At 59.7% G+C, this 15,237-nt stretch carries 12 protein-coding genes; 7 read left to right on the top strand and 5 right to left on the bottom strand.

Features of this window, described 5'->3' with window-relative positions; translation table 11 throughout:
* Window positions 1-180 precede the first annotated feature (180 nt).
* Window positions 181-1,668, top strand: a complete 1,488-nt coding sequence (locus tag QOL84_RS27525; protein ID WP_283439257.1) for a helicase HerA-like domain-containing protein — start codon at window positions 181-183, stop codon at window positions 1,666-1,668.
* A gap of 80 nt (window positions 1,669-1,748) precedes the next feature.
* On the opposite strand, the gene QOL84_RS27520 is transcribed toward QOL84_RS27525, so the two are convergent.
* Complete coding sequence (locus QOL84_RS27520) at window positions 1,749-2,204, bottom strand: DUF721 domain-containing protein (RefSeq protein WP_129395245.1); 456 nt, start codon at window positions 2,202-2,204, stop codon at window positions 1,749-1,751.
* Between the two features lie 308 nt (window positions 2,205-2,512).
* On the opposite strand from QOL84_RS27520, the gene secA reads away from it, so the two are divergent.
* From secA to QOL84_RS27500, 4 genes are all read left to right on the top strand, one after another.
* Window positions 2,513-5,248: a preprotein translocase subunit SecA gene (secA, locus tag QOL84_RS27515; RefSeq protein WP_129395244.1), complete on the top strand. Its 2,736-nt coding sequence runs from the start codon at window positions 2,513-2,515 to the stop codon at window positions 5,246-5,248.
* Between the two features lie 122 nt (window positions 5,249-5,370).
* Window positions 5,371-6,588 carry a bifunctional glutamate N-acetyltransferase/amino-acid acetyltransferase ArgJ gene (gene argJ, locus QOL84_RS27510; protein WP_283439256.1) on the top strand — a complete coding sequence of 406 codons (1,218 nt, stop codon included), beginning with the start codon at window positions 5,371-5,373 and terminating at the stop codon, window positions 6,586-6,588.
* A gap of 148 nt (window positions 6,589-6,736) precedes the next feature.
* The gene (locus QOL84_RS27505; RefSeq protein WP_283439255.1) at window positions 6,737-7,369 is read left to right on the top strand and encodes a glutathione S-transferase family protein; all 633 of its coding nucleotides are present in this window, start codon (window positions 6,737-6,739) and stop codon (window positions 7,367-7,369) included.
* Complete coding sequence (locus QOL84_RS27500) at window positions 7,366-8,313, top strand: Nudix family hydrolase (protein ID WP_283439254.1); 948 nt, start codon at window positions 7,366-7,368, stop codon at window positions 8,311-8,313. The genes QOL84_RS27505 and QOL84_RS27500 overlap by 4 nt, the downstream gene beginning before the upstream one ends.
* Window positions 8,314-8,433: 120 nt before the next feature.
* Here the strand turns inward: QOL84_RS27500 and QOL84_RS27495 are convergent, their stop codons facing one another.
* Genes QOL84_RS27495 through QOL84_RS27485 form a run of 3 tightly spaced genes read right to left on the bottom strand, consistent with a single transcriptional unit; the run spans window position 8,434 to window position 12,012 of the window.
* Window positions 8,434-9,009: a cob(I)yrinic acid a,c-diamide adenosyltransferase gene (locus QOL84_RS27495; RefSeq protein WP_283439253.1), complete on the bottom strand. Its 576-nt coding sequence runs from the start codon at window positions 9,007-9,009 to the stop codon at window positions 8,434-8,436.
* A gap of 3 nt (window positions 9,010-9,012) precedes the next feature.
* A complete protein-coding gene (locus tag QOL84_RS27490) occupies window positions 9,013-11,049 on the bottom strand; it encodes a sensor histidine kinase (RefSeq protein WP_129395239.1) in 2,037 nt (678 codons plus the stop codon).
* A 45-nt stretch (window positions 11,050-11,094) separates the two neighbouring features.
* Window positions 11,095-12,012 (bottom strand): putative 2-dehydropantoate 2-reductase, encoded by a 918-nt coding sequence (locus QOL84_RS27485; protein ID WP_283439252.1) that lies wholly within the window; start codon window positions 12,010-12,012, stop codon window positions 11,095-11,097.
* Window positions 12,013-12,152: 140 nt separating this feature from the next.
* Between QOL84_RS27485 and QOL84_RS27480 the strand changes: the two genes are divergently transcribed.
* A complete protein-coding gene (locus QOL84_RS27480; protein WP_042560649.1) occupies window positions 12,153-12,638 on the top strand; it encodes a YajQ family cyclic di-GMP-binding protein in 486 nt (161 codons plus the stop codon).
* Between the two features lie 152 nt (window positions 12,639-12,790).
* Window positions 12,791-13,633 (top strand): mechanosensitive ion channel family protein, encoded by an 843-nt coding sequence (locus tag QOL84_RS27475; protein WP_064391795.1) that lies wholly within the window; start codon window positions 12,791-12,793, stop codon window positions 13,631-13,633.
* 118 nt (window positions 13,634-13,751) lie between these two features.
* On the opposite strand, the gene QOL84_RS27470 is transcribed toward QOL84_RS27475, so the two are convergent.
* Complete coding sequence (locus QOL84_RS27470; RefSeq protein WP_283439251.1) at window positions 13,752-15,101, bottom strand: OprD family porin; 1,350 nt, start codon at window positions 15,099-15,101, stop codon at window positions 13,752-13,754.
* Between the last annotated feature and the right edge of the window lie 136 nt (window positions 15,102-15,237).

The raw sequence follows: 15,237 nt of genomic DNA, 5'->3' as shown, positions 1-15,237 counted from the left end.
TTCCGCTAAGGTCTTAATGTCCAGGGCGTGCTTTTATAGAAGCGCGCAAAATGGGCAAGGTTGAAAGTAAGCTGATATTTCCGTCTCTCCTTAGGGAAATGTCCGTCCTGACTTTTGGTCAGGTCTTACACCTCTCTTTATCGGCCATGCAGAATCAAAGATTAACCAACGGGTGACAAAATGCCTGACTCATCGCAACTCGTTATCGGCGCCGACCTCGCGGGGCAGGAAATTGGCCAGGCCATGCGCCTGGCGAACCGGCACGGGCTGGTCGCTGGCGCCACCGGTACCGGCAAGACCGTGACCTTGCAGCGTCTCGCCGAAGCATTCAGTGACGCCGGCGTCGCGGTATTCGCCGCCGACATCAAGGGCGACCTCTGCGGCCTCGGTGCCGCCGGCAACCCGCAGGGCAAGGTCGCCGAGCGCATCGCCGGGATGCCGTGGCTCAACTACCAGGCGCAGGCTTATCCGGTGACGTTGTGGGATATCCACGGTGAGTCCGGTCATCCATTGCGCACGACGTTGAGTGAAATGGGCCCGTTATTGATCGGCAGCCTGCTGGAACTGACCGACAGTCAGCAGTCGGCCCTGTACGCCGCGTTCAAAGTCGCCGATCGCGAAGGCTTGTTGCTGCTCGATCTGAAGGATCTGAAGGCGCTGCTCAATCACCTCAAGGACAATCCGCAGATGCTCGGCGACGACGCCGCGCTGATGACCACCGGTTCCAGTCAGGCGTTGTTGCGCCGTCTGGCGACGCTGGAACAGCAAGGCGCTGAGGCCTTGTTCGGCGAGCCGGCGCTGCAACTGGAAGACATCCTGCAACCGACCGCCGATGGCCGTGGGCGCATTCATCTGTTGGACGCCAGCCGTCTGGTGCACGAGGCGCCGAAGGTCTACGCGACGTTTCTGTTGTGGCTGCTGGCCGAACTGTTCGAGCAACTGCCCGAACGCGGCGATGCCGACAAACCGCTGCTGGCGTTGTTTTTCGATGAGGCGCACTTGTTGTTCGGCGACACGCCCAAGGCTTTGCAGGAGCGTCTGGAACAAGTGGTGCGGCTGATTCGCTCGAAAGGCGTTGGCGTGTATTTCGTCACCCAGTCGCCGGCGGACCTGCCGGATGACGTGCTCGCGCAGTTGGGTTTGCGTATCCAGCACGGCTTGCGCGCCTTCACCGCCAAAGAGCAGAAATCCCTGCGTGCGGTGGCGGACGGCTTCCGGCCCAATCCGGCGTTTGATACGTTGTCGGTGTTAACCGAACTGGGGATCGGCGAGGCGTTGGTCGGAACCCTCGCCGAGAAGGGCACGCCGGAAATGGTCCAGCGTGTGCTGGTGGCGCCACCGCAATCGCGGATCGGGCCGTTGACCGCTACCGAGCGCACAGTGCTGATCGCCGGGTCACCGTTCAAGGGCCGCTATGACAAGCCGATCGATCGTGAATCGGCGTATGAAATTCTCATGGGCCGTAAGGGCCTGGCGCCGGAAGCCGAAGCACCCGCCGGCAAGCCTGCGGTTGAAGAACCAAGTTTGGCTGACAGGGCCGGAGAGTTTCTCGGCACCGCTGCCGGCCAGGCGCTGAAATCCGCCATGCGCCAGGCCGCGAATAACCTCGGCAAACAATTGGTGCGCGGTTTGATGGGCTCACTACTGGGCGGCAGCAAACGCCGCTGAAAGCAAAGATCGCAGCCTGCGGCAGCTCCTACAGGAATTAATGTAGGAGCTGCCACAGGCTGCGATCTTTTGATCTTGCTTCAGGTTTTGTCTTTGGCGTGCGCCGCAAGACGCTCAAGTGCGGCACGCAACCCCGGATCACTTATCCCGTCCGCCGTTGCCTGAATCGTCGCCGCCGCATCCGTCGACAAATCCATCGTGTGCCCGGCCGCGCCGCGTTGCACTGTTGGCGGTTGCACCTTGAACAGGATCCGCGTCAAGCTGGCGAACTCATCGAACATCTGCAGTTGCCGCTGCAAACGTTTTTGCTGATAGCGCAGGCGGGTGGCCCAGTGGCCATCGGTGACAATCAGCAACAAACTGCCCTCACGCCACGAGGCAACATGGCAATGTTCACGGGCGGCAGGCTGCAGTTGGCTTTCGAGCAGACGCTGCAAATGCCCCAGGCGCTGGGCATGGCCGAGGATGGCTTTGAGCGGCTTGGCTTCGCGCAAGAGAACGGCGGGTGCTTTGGCCGTAAGAGGGCGAAATGCCATGATCGAACACCTGAAGTAACAGAATCGCCATGGTAGCAGAAAGGCCAAACTCACTCGCCCATTGCTTTTGCCCCCGCTTTACCCATTAAATCAACGACTAACTTCTGCCTTGTATGACTTGAAGTTGAGCAAAACGCCCCTATTTTAAGTGAGCCCCGTCAAAGCGCAGTGCCAGCATCGTGGAATATCGCCACTTTCCTCACTTCCGTTTCCGGGTAGAATGCTCGTTCGCATGCGGCCATGAGGGCTGCACGGGCGACGCTCACGGGGCCGCCCTCCATCCCTTTAGTGTGGAAGATCCTGCCGATATGTTTGCGCCTTTGTTAAAGAAACTTTTTGGAAGCAAGAACGAGCGTGAAGTCAAACGCATGCTCAAGACGGTGCAGCTCGTCAATGCCTTCGAAGAGCAAATGGTGGCCCTTTCGGACGATCAATTGCGCGCCAAGACCGATGAGTTCAAGGCCCGCATCGCCAAAGGGGAAACCCTCGACAAGCTGTTGCCAGAAGCCTTTGCGGTCGCCCGCGAAGCCGGCAAGCGCATCATGGGTATGCGCCACTTCGACGTGCAACTCGTCGGTGGCATGACCTTGCACGAAGGCAAGATCGCCGAAATGCGCACCGGTGAGGGTAAAACCCTCGTGGCGACCCTGGGTGTTTACCTCAACGCGCTGTCCGGCAAGGGCGTGCACGTTGTGACGGTGAACGACTACCTGGCCCGTCGTGACGCCAACTGGATGCGTCCGCTGTATGAATTCCTCGGCCTGACCGTCGGCGTCGTGACGCCGTTCCAGCCGCCGGAAGAGAAGCGTATCGCTTACGCCGCCGACATCACCTACGGCACCAACAACGAATTCGGTTTCGACTACCTGCGCGACAACATGGCGTTCAGCATGGAAGAAAAATTCCAGCGCGAACTCAATTTTGCCGTGATCGACGAAGTCGACTCCATCCTCATCGACGAAGCGCGTACCCCGCTGATCATTTCCGGTCAGGCCGAGGACAGCTCCAAGCTGTACATGGAGATCAATAAACTGATCCCGCAGCTGGAACTGCACATCGAAGAAGTCGAAGGCGAAGTCACCAAGGCCGGGCACTACACCGTTGACGAGAAGACCCGTCAGGTCGAACTCAACGAAGCCGGTCACCAGTTCATCGAAGACATGCTCACCGGCGTCGGCCTGCTGGCCGAAGGCGAGAGCCTGTACTCGGCGCATAACCTCGGTCTGTTGACCCACGTTTATGCCGGTCTGCGTGCGCACAAGCTGTTCAACCGCAACATTGAATACATCGTGCAGGACGGCCAGGTCGTCCTGGTCGACGAACACACCGGTCGTACCATGCCGGGCCGTCGTCTGTCCGAAGGCCTGCACCAGGCCATCGAAGCCAAGGAAGGCCTGAATATTCAGGCCGAGAGCCAGACCCTGGCATCGACCACGTTCCAGAACTACTTCCGTCTGTACACCAAGCTGTCCGGCATGACCGGTACCGCCGACACCGAAGCGTTCGAATTCCACCAGATCTATGGTCTGGAAGTCATGGTCATTCCGCCGAACAAACCGTTGGCGCGTAAAGACTTCAATGACCTGGTGTTCCTGACCGCCGAAGAGAAGTACACGGCGATTGTCGCGGACATCAAGGAAAGCATGGCCGCTGGCCGTCCGGTGCTGGTGGGTACTGCGACCATCGAAACTTCCGAGCACATGTCCGCATTGCTCGTGAAGGAAGGCATCGAACACAAGGTTCTCAACGCCAAGTTCCACGAAAAAGAAGCCGAGATCATTGCGCAGGCCGGTCGTCCGGGCGCGCTGACCATCGCCACCAACATGGCCGGTCGTGGTACCGACATCCTCTTGGGCGGCAACTGGGAAGTTGAAGTCGCTTCGCTGGAAGACCCGACCCCTGAGCAGATTGCCCAGATCAAGGCCGACTGGCAGAAGCGTCACCAGCAAGTGCTGGAGTCCGGCGGTTTGCAAGTGATCGCGTCCGAGCGTCACGAATCGCGCCGTATCGACAACCAGCTGCGTGGCCGTGCCGGCCGTCAGGGCGATGCCGGTTCGAGCCGCTTCTACCTGTCGCTGGAAGACAGCCTGATGCGCATCTTCGCCTCTGACCGGGTGAAGAACTTCATGAAAGCCCTGGGCATGCAGCCGGGCGAAGCGATCGAGCACCGCATGGTGACCAACGCGATCGAGAAGGCCCAGCGCAAGGTTGAAGGCCGCAACTTCGACATTCGCAAGCAACTGCTCGAGTTCGACGACGTCAACAACGAACAGCGTAAAGTGATCTATCACATGCGTAACACGTTGCTGGCTGCTGACAACATCGGTGAGACCATCGCCGACTTCCGTCAGGACGTGCTCAACGCCACCGTCAGCGCGCACATTCCACCGCAATCGCTGCCAGAGCAGTGGGACGTGGCCGGTCTGGAAGCGACGATTGCCAGCGACTTCGGCGTGAAACTGCCGATCCAGCAATGGCTCGACGAAGACGATCACCTGTACGAAGAAACCCTGCGCGAGAAGCTGATGGCCGAGCTGATTGCCGCGTACAACGAGAAAGAAGACCAGGCGGGTGCCGAGGCACTGCGCTCCTTCGAGAAGCAAATCGTTCTGCGCGTGCTGGACGACCTGTGGAAAGACCACCTGTCGACCATGGATCACCTGCGTCACGGCATCCACTTGCGTGGCTACGCGCAGAAGAACCCGAAGCAGGAATACAAGCGCGAGTCGTTCACGCTGTTCTCCGAGCTGCTCGATTCGATCAAGCGCGACTCGATCCGTGTGCTGTCGCACGTTCAGGTTCGCCGCGAAGATCCGGAAGCCGAAGAGCAGCGCCTGCGTCAGGAAGCCGAAGCACTGGCCGCCCGCATGCAGTTCGAACACGCTGAAGCGCCAGGCCTGGAGCAACCGGAACTGCTCGGTGAAGAGGTCGATGTGGCCCTCGCCGCTGCCCCGGTTCGCAATGAACAGAAGCTGGGCCGCAACGAACTGTGCTACTGCGGTTCGGGCAAGAAATTCAAGCATTGCCACGGGCAGATCCAGTAAAACCCGTTTCAATCGCTGAAATACCCGCGCCGCGACCGGCTCCTGCCGTCGCGGCGTTTTGCCATTTAAACCACCGTCGCTGCGAGCGGCGGTGCTGACATCATTGAGTAAGGAGCGCATTCATGGCTGTTGGTCTTGGTCCTTTGCCAACGTTGCACCCGGTTGCCGGTTTTGAACTCGGTATCGCCTCGGCCGGCATCAAGCGTCCTGGGCGCAAAGATGTCGTGGTGATGCGCTGCGCCGAAGGTTCGACCGTGGCGGGCGTGTTCACGTTGAACGCCTTTTGTGCAGCACCGGTGATTCTGGCCAAGAAGCGCGTGCAGAACGCTGTGCGTTACCTGCTGACCAACACCGGTAACGCCAATGCCGGCACCGGCGAGCCGGGTCTGGCCGCCGCTGAGCGCACCACGGCGAAACTGGCTGAGCTGACCGGCGTTGCTGCCGAGCAGATTCTGCCGTACTCCACCGGTGTGATCGGCGAGCCACTGCCGGTCGAGAAGATCGAAGGCGCGCTGCAAGCCGCGCTGGACGACCTCTCGGAAAACAACTGGGCAGCGGCCGCCACCGGGATCATGACCACCGACACCTTGCCGAAGGGCGCCAGCCGCCAGTTCGAGCATGACGGCGTGACCATCACCGTGACCGGCATCAGCAAAGGCGCGGGCATGATCCGCCCGAACATGGCGACCATGCTCGGTTACATTGCCACTGACGCCAAAGTCTCCCGCGACGTGCTGCAAAACTTGATGCTCGACGGCGCCAACAAGTCGTTCAACCGCATCACCATCGACGGCGACACCTCGACCAACGACTGCTGCATGCTGATTGCCACCGGCAAGGCTGCATTGCCGCAAATCACCCGCGCTGAAGGCGAGTTGTTCGCCAAACTGAAGCAGGCGGTGTTTGAAGTGTGCATGGATGTCGCCCAGGCCATCGTGCGTGACGGCGAAGGCGCAACCAAGTTCGTCACCGTTGAAGTGAATGGCGGCGGCAATCATCAGGAATGCCTGGACGTCGGCTACACCGTGGCGCACTCGCCGTTGATCAAGACTGCGCTGTTTGCTTCCGACCCGAACTGGGGCCGTATCCTCGCGGCCGTCGGCCGTGCCGGCGTGCCGGATCTGGACGTGAGCAAGATCGACGTGTTCCTCGGAGACGTGTGCATCGCCAGCCGTGGCGCGCGTGCGGCAACCTACACTGAAGCGCAGGGTTCGGCGGTGATGCAGCAGGAAGAAATCACCATCCGTATCGAGTTGGGTCGCGGCGATTGCAGCGAAACCATCTGGACCACCGACCTGTCGCATGAGTATGTGAAGATCAACGCCGAATACCGCACTTGATCTAACCTGAGACCGAGTCGCTGCCTTCGCGAGCAGGCTCACTCCTACAGTTGCCACAGATCTTCTGTGGGAGCGGGCTTGCTCGCGAAAGCGATGGTTCAGACACAGCAAGTTTTGAAGCTTTCCTCTGACGAAAAGGCGCCACACCATGTCCTTGCACCTGATCATCGGCGACAAACTGCTTTCCTCCTGGTCCCTGCGCGCGGCACTGGCGGTGGAACTGACCGGTGCTCCCTACACGGAAGAACTGATCAAGCTCGGCAAGCCCGACACCCGCGAGCTTTTGCTCAAACATTCACCGACCGCCAAGGTGCCGCTGCTGCAAACCGCACGCGGGACCATTGCCGACTCGTTGGCCATCGCCGAATACCTCGCCGAACAATTTCCGTCCGAGCAGCTCTGGCCGAGCGATATCTTCGCCCGTGCCCAGGCGCGATCCGCCTGCGCACAAATGCACAGCGGCTTTTTCGCCATGCGAAATCACATGCCGTTCAACCTCAGCCACGACGCGCCGCTTAGCCCGGTGCCGCCGGAGGTGAAGGTCGATATCGAACGCATGCTGACGCTGTGGGCCGAATGCCGTGCTGCGGCCACCGAAGCCGGGCCGTACCTGTTTGGTCGCGTGAGTCTGGCCGACGCATTTTTCGCACCGATCACCGTGCGCCTGCGCACCTATCAGGTACAGCTGCCGGCCGCCGATCAAGCCTATGTTGAAACCGTCTACCAATGGCCGGCCTTCAAAGCCTGGCAGAAGGCCGGACTTGAGGAGTTGAACCCGTGAAACGCGTACACGTCGCCGCTTCCGTCATTCGTGACGAGAGTGGCAAAATCCTCATCGCCCGCCGTGCCGATACCCAGCATCAGGGCGGCTTGTGGGAATTTCCCGGTGGCAAGGTCGAGGCTGACGAGTCAGTCGAAACCGCGCTGGCCCGCGAGCTGCACGAAGAGTTGGGCATCGTCGTTGGTGCTGCCCGACCGCTGATCAAGGTGCGTCACGATTACCCCGACAAGCAGGTGTTGCTGGATGTCTGGGAAGTCTCGGCATTCACCGGCGAACCCCACGGTGCTGAAGGTCAGCCATTGGCCTGGGTCACGGCGAAGGAACTGGTGAGCTACGAGTTCCCGGCAGCCAATCAGCCGATCGTGGCGGCCGCGCGTTTGCCGGCGCAATACCTGATCACCCCGGAAGATCTGGAAACCCCGGCGTTGCTGCGCGGTATCCAGAAGGCGATCGCTGGCGGGATCAAATTGATCCAGCTGCGCGCCCCGAACGGTTACGACCCCAAGTACCGTGATCTGGCGGTGGATGCTGCGGGTCTGTGCGCAGGCAAGGCGCAACTGATGATCAAGGGGCCGTTCGAGTGGCTCGGCGATTTCCCTTCGGCTGGTTGGCACATCACCTCTGCACAGTTGCGTAAATACGCAGCGGCGGGGCGTCCGTTGCCGGCGGAACGCTGGTTGGCGGCGTCATGCCACAACGCTGAGGAATTGGCGTTGGCGGAACAGATGGGCGTGGATTTTGTAACCCTGTCGCCGGTGCAGCCGACCCTGACGCACCCGGATGCGCAGCCGTTGGGCTGGGAGCAGGCCGGGACGTTGATTGAAGGCTTCAGTAAACCGGTGTTTCTGTTGGGCGGGGTTGGCCCGGCGGAGTGTGAGAAGGCCTGGAATCATGGCGCTCAAGGTGTAGCCGGGATTCGCGCGTTCTGGCCTGATTCGCTGTAAAGGCTGCTGGCCTCATCGCGAGCAGGCTCACTCCTACAGGGACCGTGTTTCTTCTGATGGAATGCGGTCAACTGTAAGAGTGAGCCTGCTCGCGAAGGCGTCCTTCAAATCACTGCAAATCTAAGGCTTGGCAGCAGGTTGCCAGAGAATCTCCGCAATCCCCTGCCGCCGCGCAATCAACCGCGCCGCGACAAACAACAAATCCGACAACCGATTGATGTACGCCAGGCCAACCCCGGCCAGCGGCTCAAGCGCATTCAAATGCTGACAGCGCCGCTCGGCACTGCGCGCCAGGCTGCGACACACATGCGCCTGTGCAATCAGCATCGATCCACCCGGCAAAATGAAATTCTCCAGCGGCCCCAGCTCTTCATTCCAGACATCGATCGCTGCTTCCAGCCGTTCGATTTCCGCCGCGTTCAACGCCTGATACTCCGGCATCGCCAGCTCGCCACCGAGATCGAACAGCCGATGCTGACAAGGCGTCAGCACCTCGATCAATTCATCCAGTCCCGGAAACGCCTCTCGCTCGGCAATCAATCCGGCCAACAGCACGCCGACCTGACTGTTCAGCGTATCGACCTCGCCAATCGCCTCGATGCGCGGGTGATCCTTTGGCACGCGACGGCCGTCGCCCAGGCCGGTTTCGCCTTTGTCGCCGGTGCGGGTGTAGATCTTCGACAAGCGAAAGCCCATGGGTTACCTCGGTAGTTGATTGGTTTCGGCGGCGATGGCGGCAGGCTGCGTCAAGGGCAGGCGCAAGGTGAAGCAGGTGCCCTGGCCGGGCGCGGACTGCACTTCCATCTGGCCTTTGTGATTATTGGTAATGATGAAATACGAAACCGACAAGCCCAGCCCGGTGCCCTGACCGATTTCCTTGGTGGTGAAGAACGGCTCGAAGGTGCGTTTGCGCACGTTCTCGCTCATGCCGATGCCGTTGTCTTCAACCTGAATCTCGGCCCACGGCGGATTGAGTTTGGTCCGCAGGATGATCCGCCCCGGCTCACTGTCGTCCTCGCGCTGGTGAATCGCCTGCGCAGCGTTTTTCAGCAGATTGAGCAGCACTTGCTCAAGTTCGTTGGCGGTGCCCGGCACCGGGCCAAGTGTCGGATCAAACTGGCGGACGATCGCCTGTCCCTTGAAGTCGAAGCCGATGGCCAGATCGAAGTCGTTGCCAGCAATATCGACCGCTTGATCAATCAATGCCGGCAGATCGCACGGGGCCATCTGGCGCGTGCTGCGGCGACTGAAACTGAGCATGTGCGTGACGATTTTCGCCGCCCGGGCGCCAGCCTGCTGAATGCCATCGAGCAACTGCGGCACTTCGCGGCCTTGCAGGTAACGGTTGACCGTGTCGATTTCAATGCCCAGTTGCTCGGCGGTTTCGAGGTTCTTCGGCAGCTCGGCGGACAGCCGCCGCCGAATGTTCTGCACGTTATGCAGAATCGCGCCCAGCGGGTTGTTGATCTCGTGGGCCATGCCGGCGGCGAGGCCGCCGACCGAAAGCATTTTCTCCGACTGCACCATCATTTCTTCCAGCGACAGGCGCTGGGTGATGTCGTCGATACGGATCACCACGCCGCGCCCGGCACCGCCCATCAGTGGATAAAACGTCAGCGCGTAATGCTTCGGCTCATCGTCCTTGAACCACGTCACTCGCTCGATCTTCGCCACGGTGTGCTGTTCGACGGTCTGCTTGAGCTGCGGCAGAAACGGCTTCAGCGGCTCGAAGGCGAGGAAGATCGGCTGGTTCAGCGCTTCGTCCAGGCGCGTGCCGGAGAGCGCGCTGGCTTCCTGATTCCATTGGGTGACGTAGAGTTGCTCGTCGAGGGCGATCAGCGCCGAGGGCATCGAGTCGATGATGCTGTTGAGGTAGTTCTGGAAACCGGTGAGTTTCTTCTCGATCTTGCTGCGCACCTGGACTTCGAGTTCCAGCTTGCGGTTGGTGTGGCGGGTCTCCTCGGCCAGCCCTTGTGCCTGATCGTAAGCCGCCTGCGAGTCATCGCGGGCGCGCTTGAGCTGCTGCTCGCGAGCTTCAATGCGCGAAAGCATGGTGTTGAACGCCTCGGCGAGGCTGCCGATTTCGTCGTGGTTGCCGCGCGAGGCGCGCAGGGCGTAGTTCTCTTCGCGGGTCACCTGGCGCGAGAGTTCTTCCAGCTCATGGATCGGCCGGGTGATCAGGCGTTTGATCTGCCGGGCAATCACCAGCCACAGCAACACACTGAAAATCAGGATGCCGAGGCTCGCAGTCAGAGTGCCGGTGTAGAACGCCATCGGCAGTTCGCTGCTGGCCACCAGCAACAAATGTCCCGGCGCGGTGCCGGGGCGGGGCAGGGTGATCAACTGGTTGCTGCGAAACTCGGTCAGTTGCCAGGCTTCGATATGCCGATAGCGTTCCGGCAGTTTGAGTTTGTCGCCGCGCTGCACCTGCGCCAGCCGTTCGCCTTTGCCGTCGTACAGGGCGGCGGCGCGCAGCGGTGAATAACTGTCGAGTTCCTTGAGCAGGCGTTCGGCACTTTGCGGCGATTGCAGGGCTTCGCTGACCAGACTCGGGTTGGCGATCAGTCGGCCGATGGTCTGCAAGGCTTGTGGCGCCATGCTTTCCTGCGAGATGTAGTAGGCGGCGCTGATAAAAGTCAGGTTGGCGACCAGTAAAACCGTGGTCAACAACACCAGCAGGGCGGCCAGCAGTTTCTGGCCGACCGGCAGGTTTTCGAGGCGCTGGCGCAATGGCATCAGGTTTATCGCAGCAAAGGAACAAGTGGCCAGCGTAGCCGCTGCTCAGTCGCTGGGCAATCCAAGGCTGTGCAGATGAGCGATCAGCCGTTGCTGCAATTGCTTGAGGTGCGGCAGGTTCAGTTGGTGGCGCGCGGCGACTGCGCAGGCGTGCCCCAGCAGATAACTGATTTCGGTGCGGCGCGCGTTGGCGACGTCCTGATACATCGAGGAGTAATTGGCGGCGGTAGCGTGAATGACGCGTTCGACTTCTGCTTGCAGGTTGTCCGCCGCTGCCGGCTGGCCGCAACGCTGCAGCAATTCCGCCAGCTCAGCGCACAACGTCGCGACTTCGCATTGGTGTTGTTGCAGGCCACCGTTGCGGCAGCCGTGCAATACGGTCAGCGGGTTGATGGCGCAGTTGAGTGCGAGCTTGCGCCACAGGCGGGTGAGGATGTCGGTGCTCCACTCGTGGGGGATTTTCGCCGCGTCCAGATCATCCAGCCAGATTGGCGCGACCGGATGACCGGCATCGCCGAGCCAAGTGAAGCCGTGGCCGGCAAACACCACACGCCAGTCGCCATCGCGGAACGCGCCTTCGGTGCTGGAAGCGCTGATGCAGCGTGCATGCGGAATTTGCGTGGCGACGGCATCCTGACTGCCGAGGCCATTCTGCAGCAGGATCAGTTCGGCATCCGGCGACAGGCGCGGGGCGAGGCGGGCGACTGCACTTTCGGCGTCGTAGGCCTTGCAGGCTACCAACAAGCGCCGGATCGGCTCGGGGCTGTCCGGCGTTTCACCCGGCACCGCATAGGTGCGGGCCTGGCCTTGTTCGACCAGGGTCAGTCCGCCCGCGGCCTGGTAACTGCGCAGGCGTTCGCTATTGCGCACGATCAGCCTGACCGGTATGCCTGCGCGTGCCAGGCGCGTGGCCCATAAGGTGCCGAGACTGCCGGCGCCGAGAATATGCCAGGGGGTCGACATCAGTTTTTTGCTCGAATGGTTGCAGGCATGTAAGGCTCGCCGTGTCGTCAGGAAAAGACCCGTTATAATGAGCCCGATTTTAACCGCAAGCCAAGCGCGCTCCATCCTCATCGAGCGCGCCTTTTTATTGGAGAGATTACATGCCGTCGTTCGACGTGGTATCCGAACTGGACAAACACGAACTCACCAACGCGGTCGAGAACGCCGTGAAGGAACTCGATCGCCGTTATGACCTGAAAGGCAAAGGCAGCTTCGAGTTCAAGGAAAAAGACCTCACCGTCAGCCTGACCGCTGAAGCCGGGTTCCAGCTGGAAGCGATGATCGAAATCCTCAAGCTGGCACTGGTCAAGCGCAAGATCGACGTGCAGTGCCTTGAGGTCAAGGACGAGTACGCATCGGGCAAGTTGATGAAGCAGGACGCCGTGCTCAAGGAAGGTATCGACAAAGAGCTGGCGAAGAAGATCGTCGGCCACATCAAGGACGCCAAGCTCAAAGTCCAGGCTGCCATTCAGGGCGAGCAGGTCCGTGTCACCGGCAAGAAGCGTGATGACTTGCAAGAGGCCATCGCGGCACTGCGTGCCAAGGAATTCGGCATGCCTCTGCAGTTCAACAACTTCCGCGACTAAGCTCGGTCAGATGACCTGTGGGAGCGAGCTTGCTCGCGAAAGCGATGTGTCAGTCAACTCATTGGCTGAATGACCCACCGCTTTCGCGAGCAGGCTCGCTCCCACATTTGTTTTGAATACACCCCGGAAAGCCGGAAATCAGGAGATAGAACATGGATTTGAATGCTGAGGTAGACAACCTGGTCAAGGCGTCCCAGGCGTGGATCCCGATGATCATGGAATACGGCAGCCGCGTGCTGCTGGCGGTGATCACCCTGGCCATCGGCTGGTGGCTGATCAACAAGGTCACGCAAAAGCTCGGCGGTCTGCTGGCCCTGCGCAACGCCGATCTGGCGCTGCAAGGTTTTATCAGCAGCCTGGCCAACATCATTCTCAAGGTGCTGCTGATTGTCAGCGTCGCGTCGATGATCGGTGTTGAAACCACCTCGTTTGTGGCAGCCATCGGTGCTGCCGGTCTGGCCATCGGTCTGGCGTTGCAAGGCAGCCTGGCGAACTTCGCTGGCGGCGTGCTGATTCTGCTGTTCCGTCCGTTCCGTATCGGTGACTGGATCGAAGCGCAAGGTGTCTCGGGGACGGTCGACAGCATCCAGATTTTCCACACCGTGCTGCGTACCGGCGACAACAAGACCATCATCGTGCCGAACGGCAATCTGTCGAACGGCATCATCACCAACACCAACCGTCAGCCAACCCGCAAGGTTGTGTTCGATGTCGGTGTCGATTACGAAGCTGATCTGCAGAAGGCCCGTCAGGTGCTGCTGGATCTGGCCAAGGATGATCGCGTATTGCAGGACCCGGCACCCCAGGCGGTCATTTCGACTTTGGGTGACAGTTCGATCACTGTTTCCCTGCGTGTGTGGGTTAAAACCGCAGATTATTGGGATGTGATGTTCATGTTTAACGAACAATCGCGTGATCGTTTAAAGACTGCCGGCATTGATATTCCTTTTCCGCAACGCGTGATTCGCGTGGTGCAGGAATCGGCAACACAATGATAGGTTGCTAATTAATTGCCTGACTTCTCGGTCAGGCAATTAACTGAAGTGACAGGCAATAAAAAAGGCCCATCGCAAGATGGGCCTTTTTTTATGCTTCGAAACTAACCACTGACAATTACAAGATGTTCAGTGGGTATTCGGTGATCAGGCGGAACTCTTTGACGTCGCCTTCGCCCTGGTCAGCGTTGGCAGTGTGCCAGGCTTGACGAATGCGGAAGGACAGGTCTTTAGCCGGGCCAGTCTGAACAACGTACTTGGCTTCAAAGTTGGTTTCGTGGTGTTTGCCATCTTCACCGTACAGGCCGGTGTAAGGGCTGCCAGCTGGAGTGCTGGTACCGTCGATGTCCCAACCTTTAACGTAACGAACCATGAAGCTCAGGCCTGGAACGCCGTACTCAGCCATTTTCAGGTCGTAACGGGCTTGAACCGATTTCTCGCCAGGACCGTTGAAGTCAGAGTACTGGATGGAGTTGGCGAGGAAGATCGAGTCGCCACCACGGTTGTTCTTGCCCACACCGATGTAGTCGAACGGAGTGTCGCCGTTGACCTTCTGGAAGGCCAGGGTGAAGGTGTGTGCCTTCAGGAACGACAGCGCTGTTGCCAGGGAGAAGGCAGTGTTGCTGATTTCACCCGCCAGCTTGTCACCGGTGTCGGTGGTGCGGTAGATGTTGAAGTCGGTGTTCAGCGAGGTGTCACCACTGAAAGGCGTGGTGAGGTTCACGTTGGCGTAGTACTGGTTCCAGATGTCTTCCAGCTTGGCGCCGTAGAGCGATGCGCTCAGGTTTTCGGTGATGCCGTACTTGCCGCCGAAGTAGTCGATAGTCTTCGATTCTACGCCAGCGTAGTTCGCGTACAGGCCGCCATCACTGGCGTTTTTGTCCTGGCTGCTCGCCGAGTAGAAGTGACCGGCTTCGAGGTCGAGGTCTTTGACTTCGCTGCTCTGCAACTGGAAGCCAGTGGCAGTTTGCGGAAGGATGCGGGAGCCGCCGACAGCGAACACTGGAGCAGTGCTAGGCTGCATGTCGCCGAATTTCAGCTCGGTTTTGGAAACGCGGAACTTGATCGAAGCGCCGGCTTTGCCCTGGCTGTCGTTAACGTCGCGAGCGCCGTTGTTAGGGTTGACGGTGTCGCTGCGGCTCATGTTGCCCGAACCGGAAGTACCGTCACCACCGTCCAGTTTCAACGCCAGGTAACCGTATGCATCGATACCTACACCCACAGTACCTTGGGTGTAACCGGAGGTGAAGTTACCAAGGAAACCCTGGGTCCAGTCTTTCTGGTCGCGGCCGCCGTTCTTGTTGTCGCGGTTGAAGTAGTAGTTCTTCAACGTCTCGGTGAGTTTCGCGTCGTCAACAAAACCTTTGGCTTCTGACTGGTCACTTACAAACGCAGCGGCCGTAGCCAACTGAGTACTGGCTGCTGCTGCAACTGCCAGTGCGATCATGCTCCACTTCATCACGCGCATCGTGATTTGCTCCTTTGGTTTTAGAAGAGTACTGCCGTCCCACCTGTTTTATTATCTGGGCGGCTCTTTCTTTTTGTGTCGGCGCAAACTTATATCACGCCGACAATGTTGGCGATACTTGCTAATCCAACCTTTC

The organism is Pseudomonas helmanticensis (assembly GCF_900182985.1).
Classification (GTDB): Bacteria; Pseudomonadota; Gammaproteobacteria; order Pseudomonadales; family Pseudomonadaceae; genus Aquipseudomonas; species Aquipseudomonas helmanticensis.
This window is presented reverse-complemented; position numbering and strand designations above follow the sequence as displayed.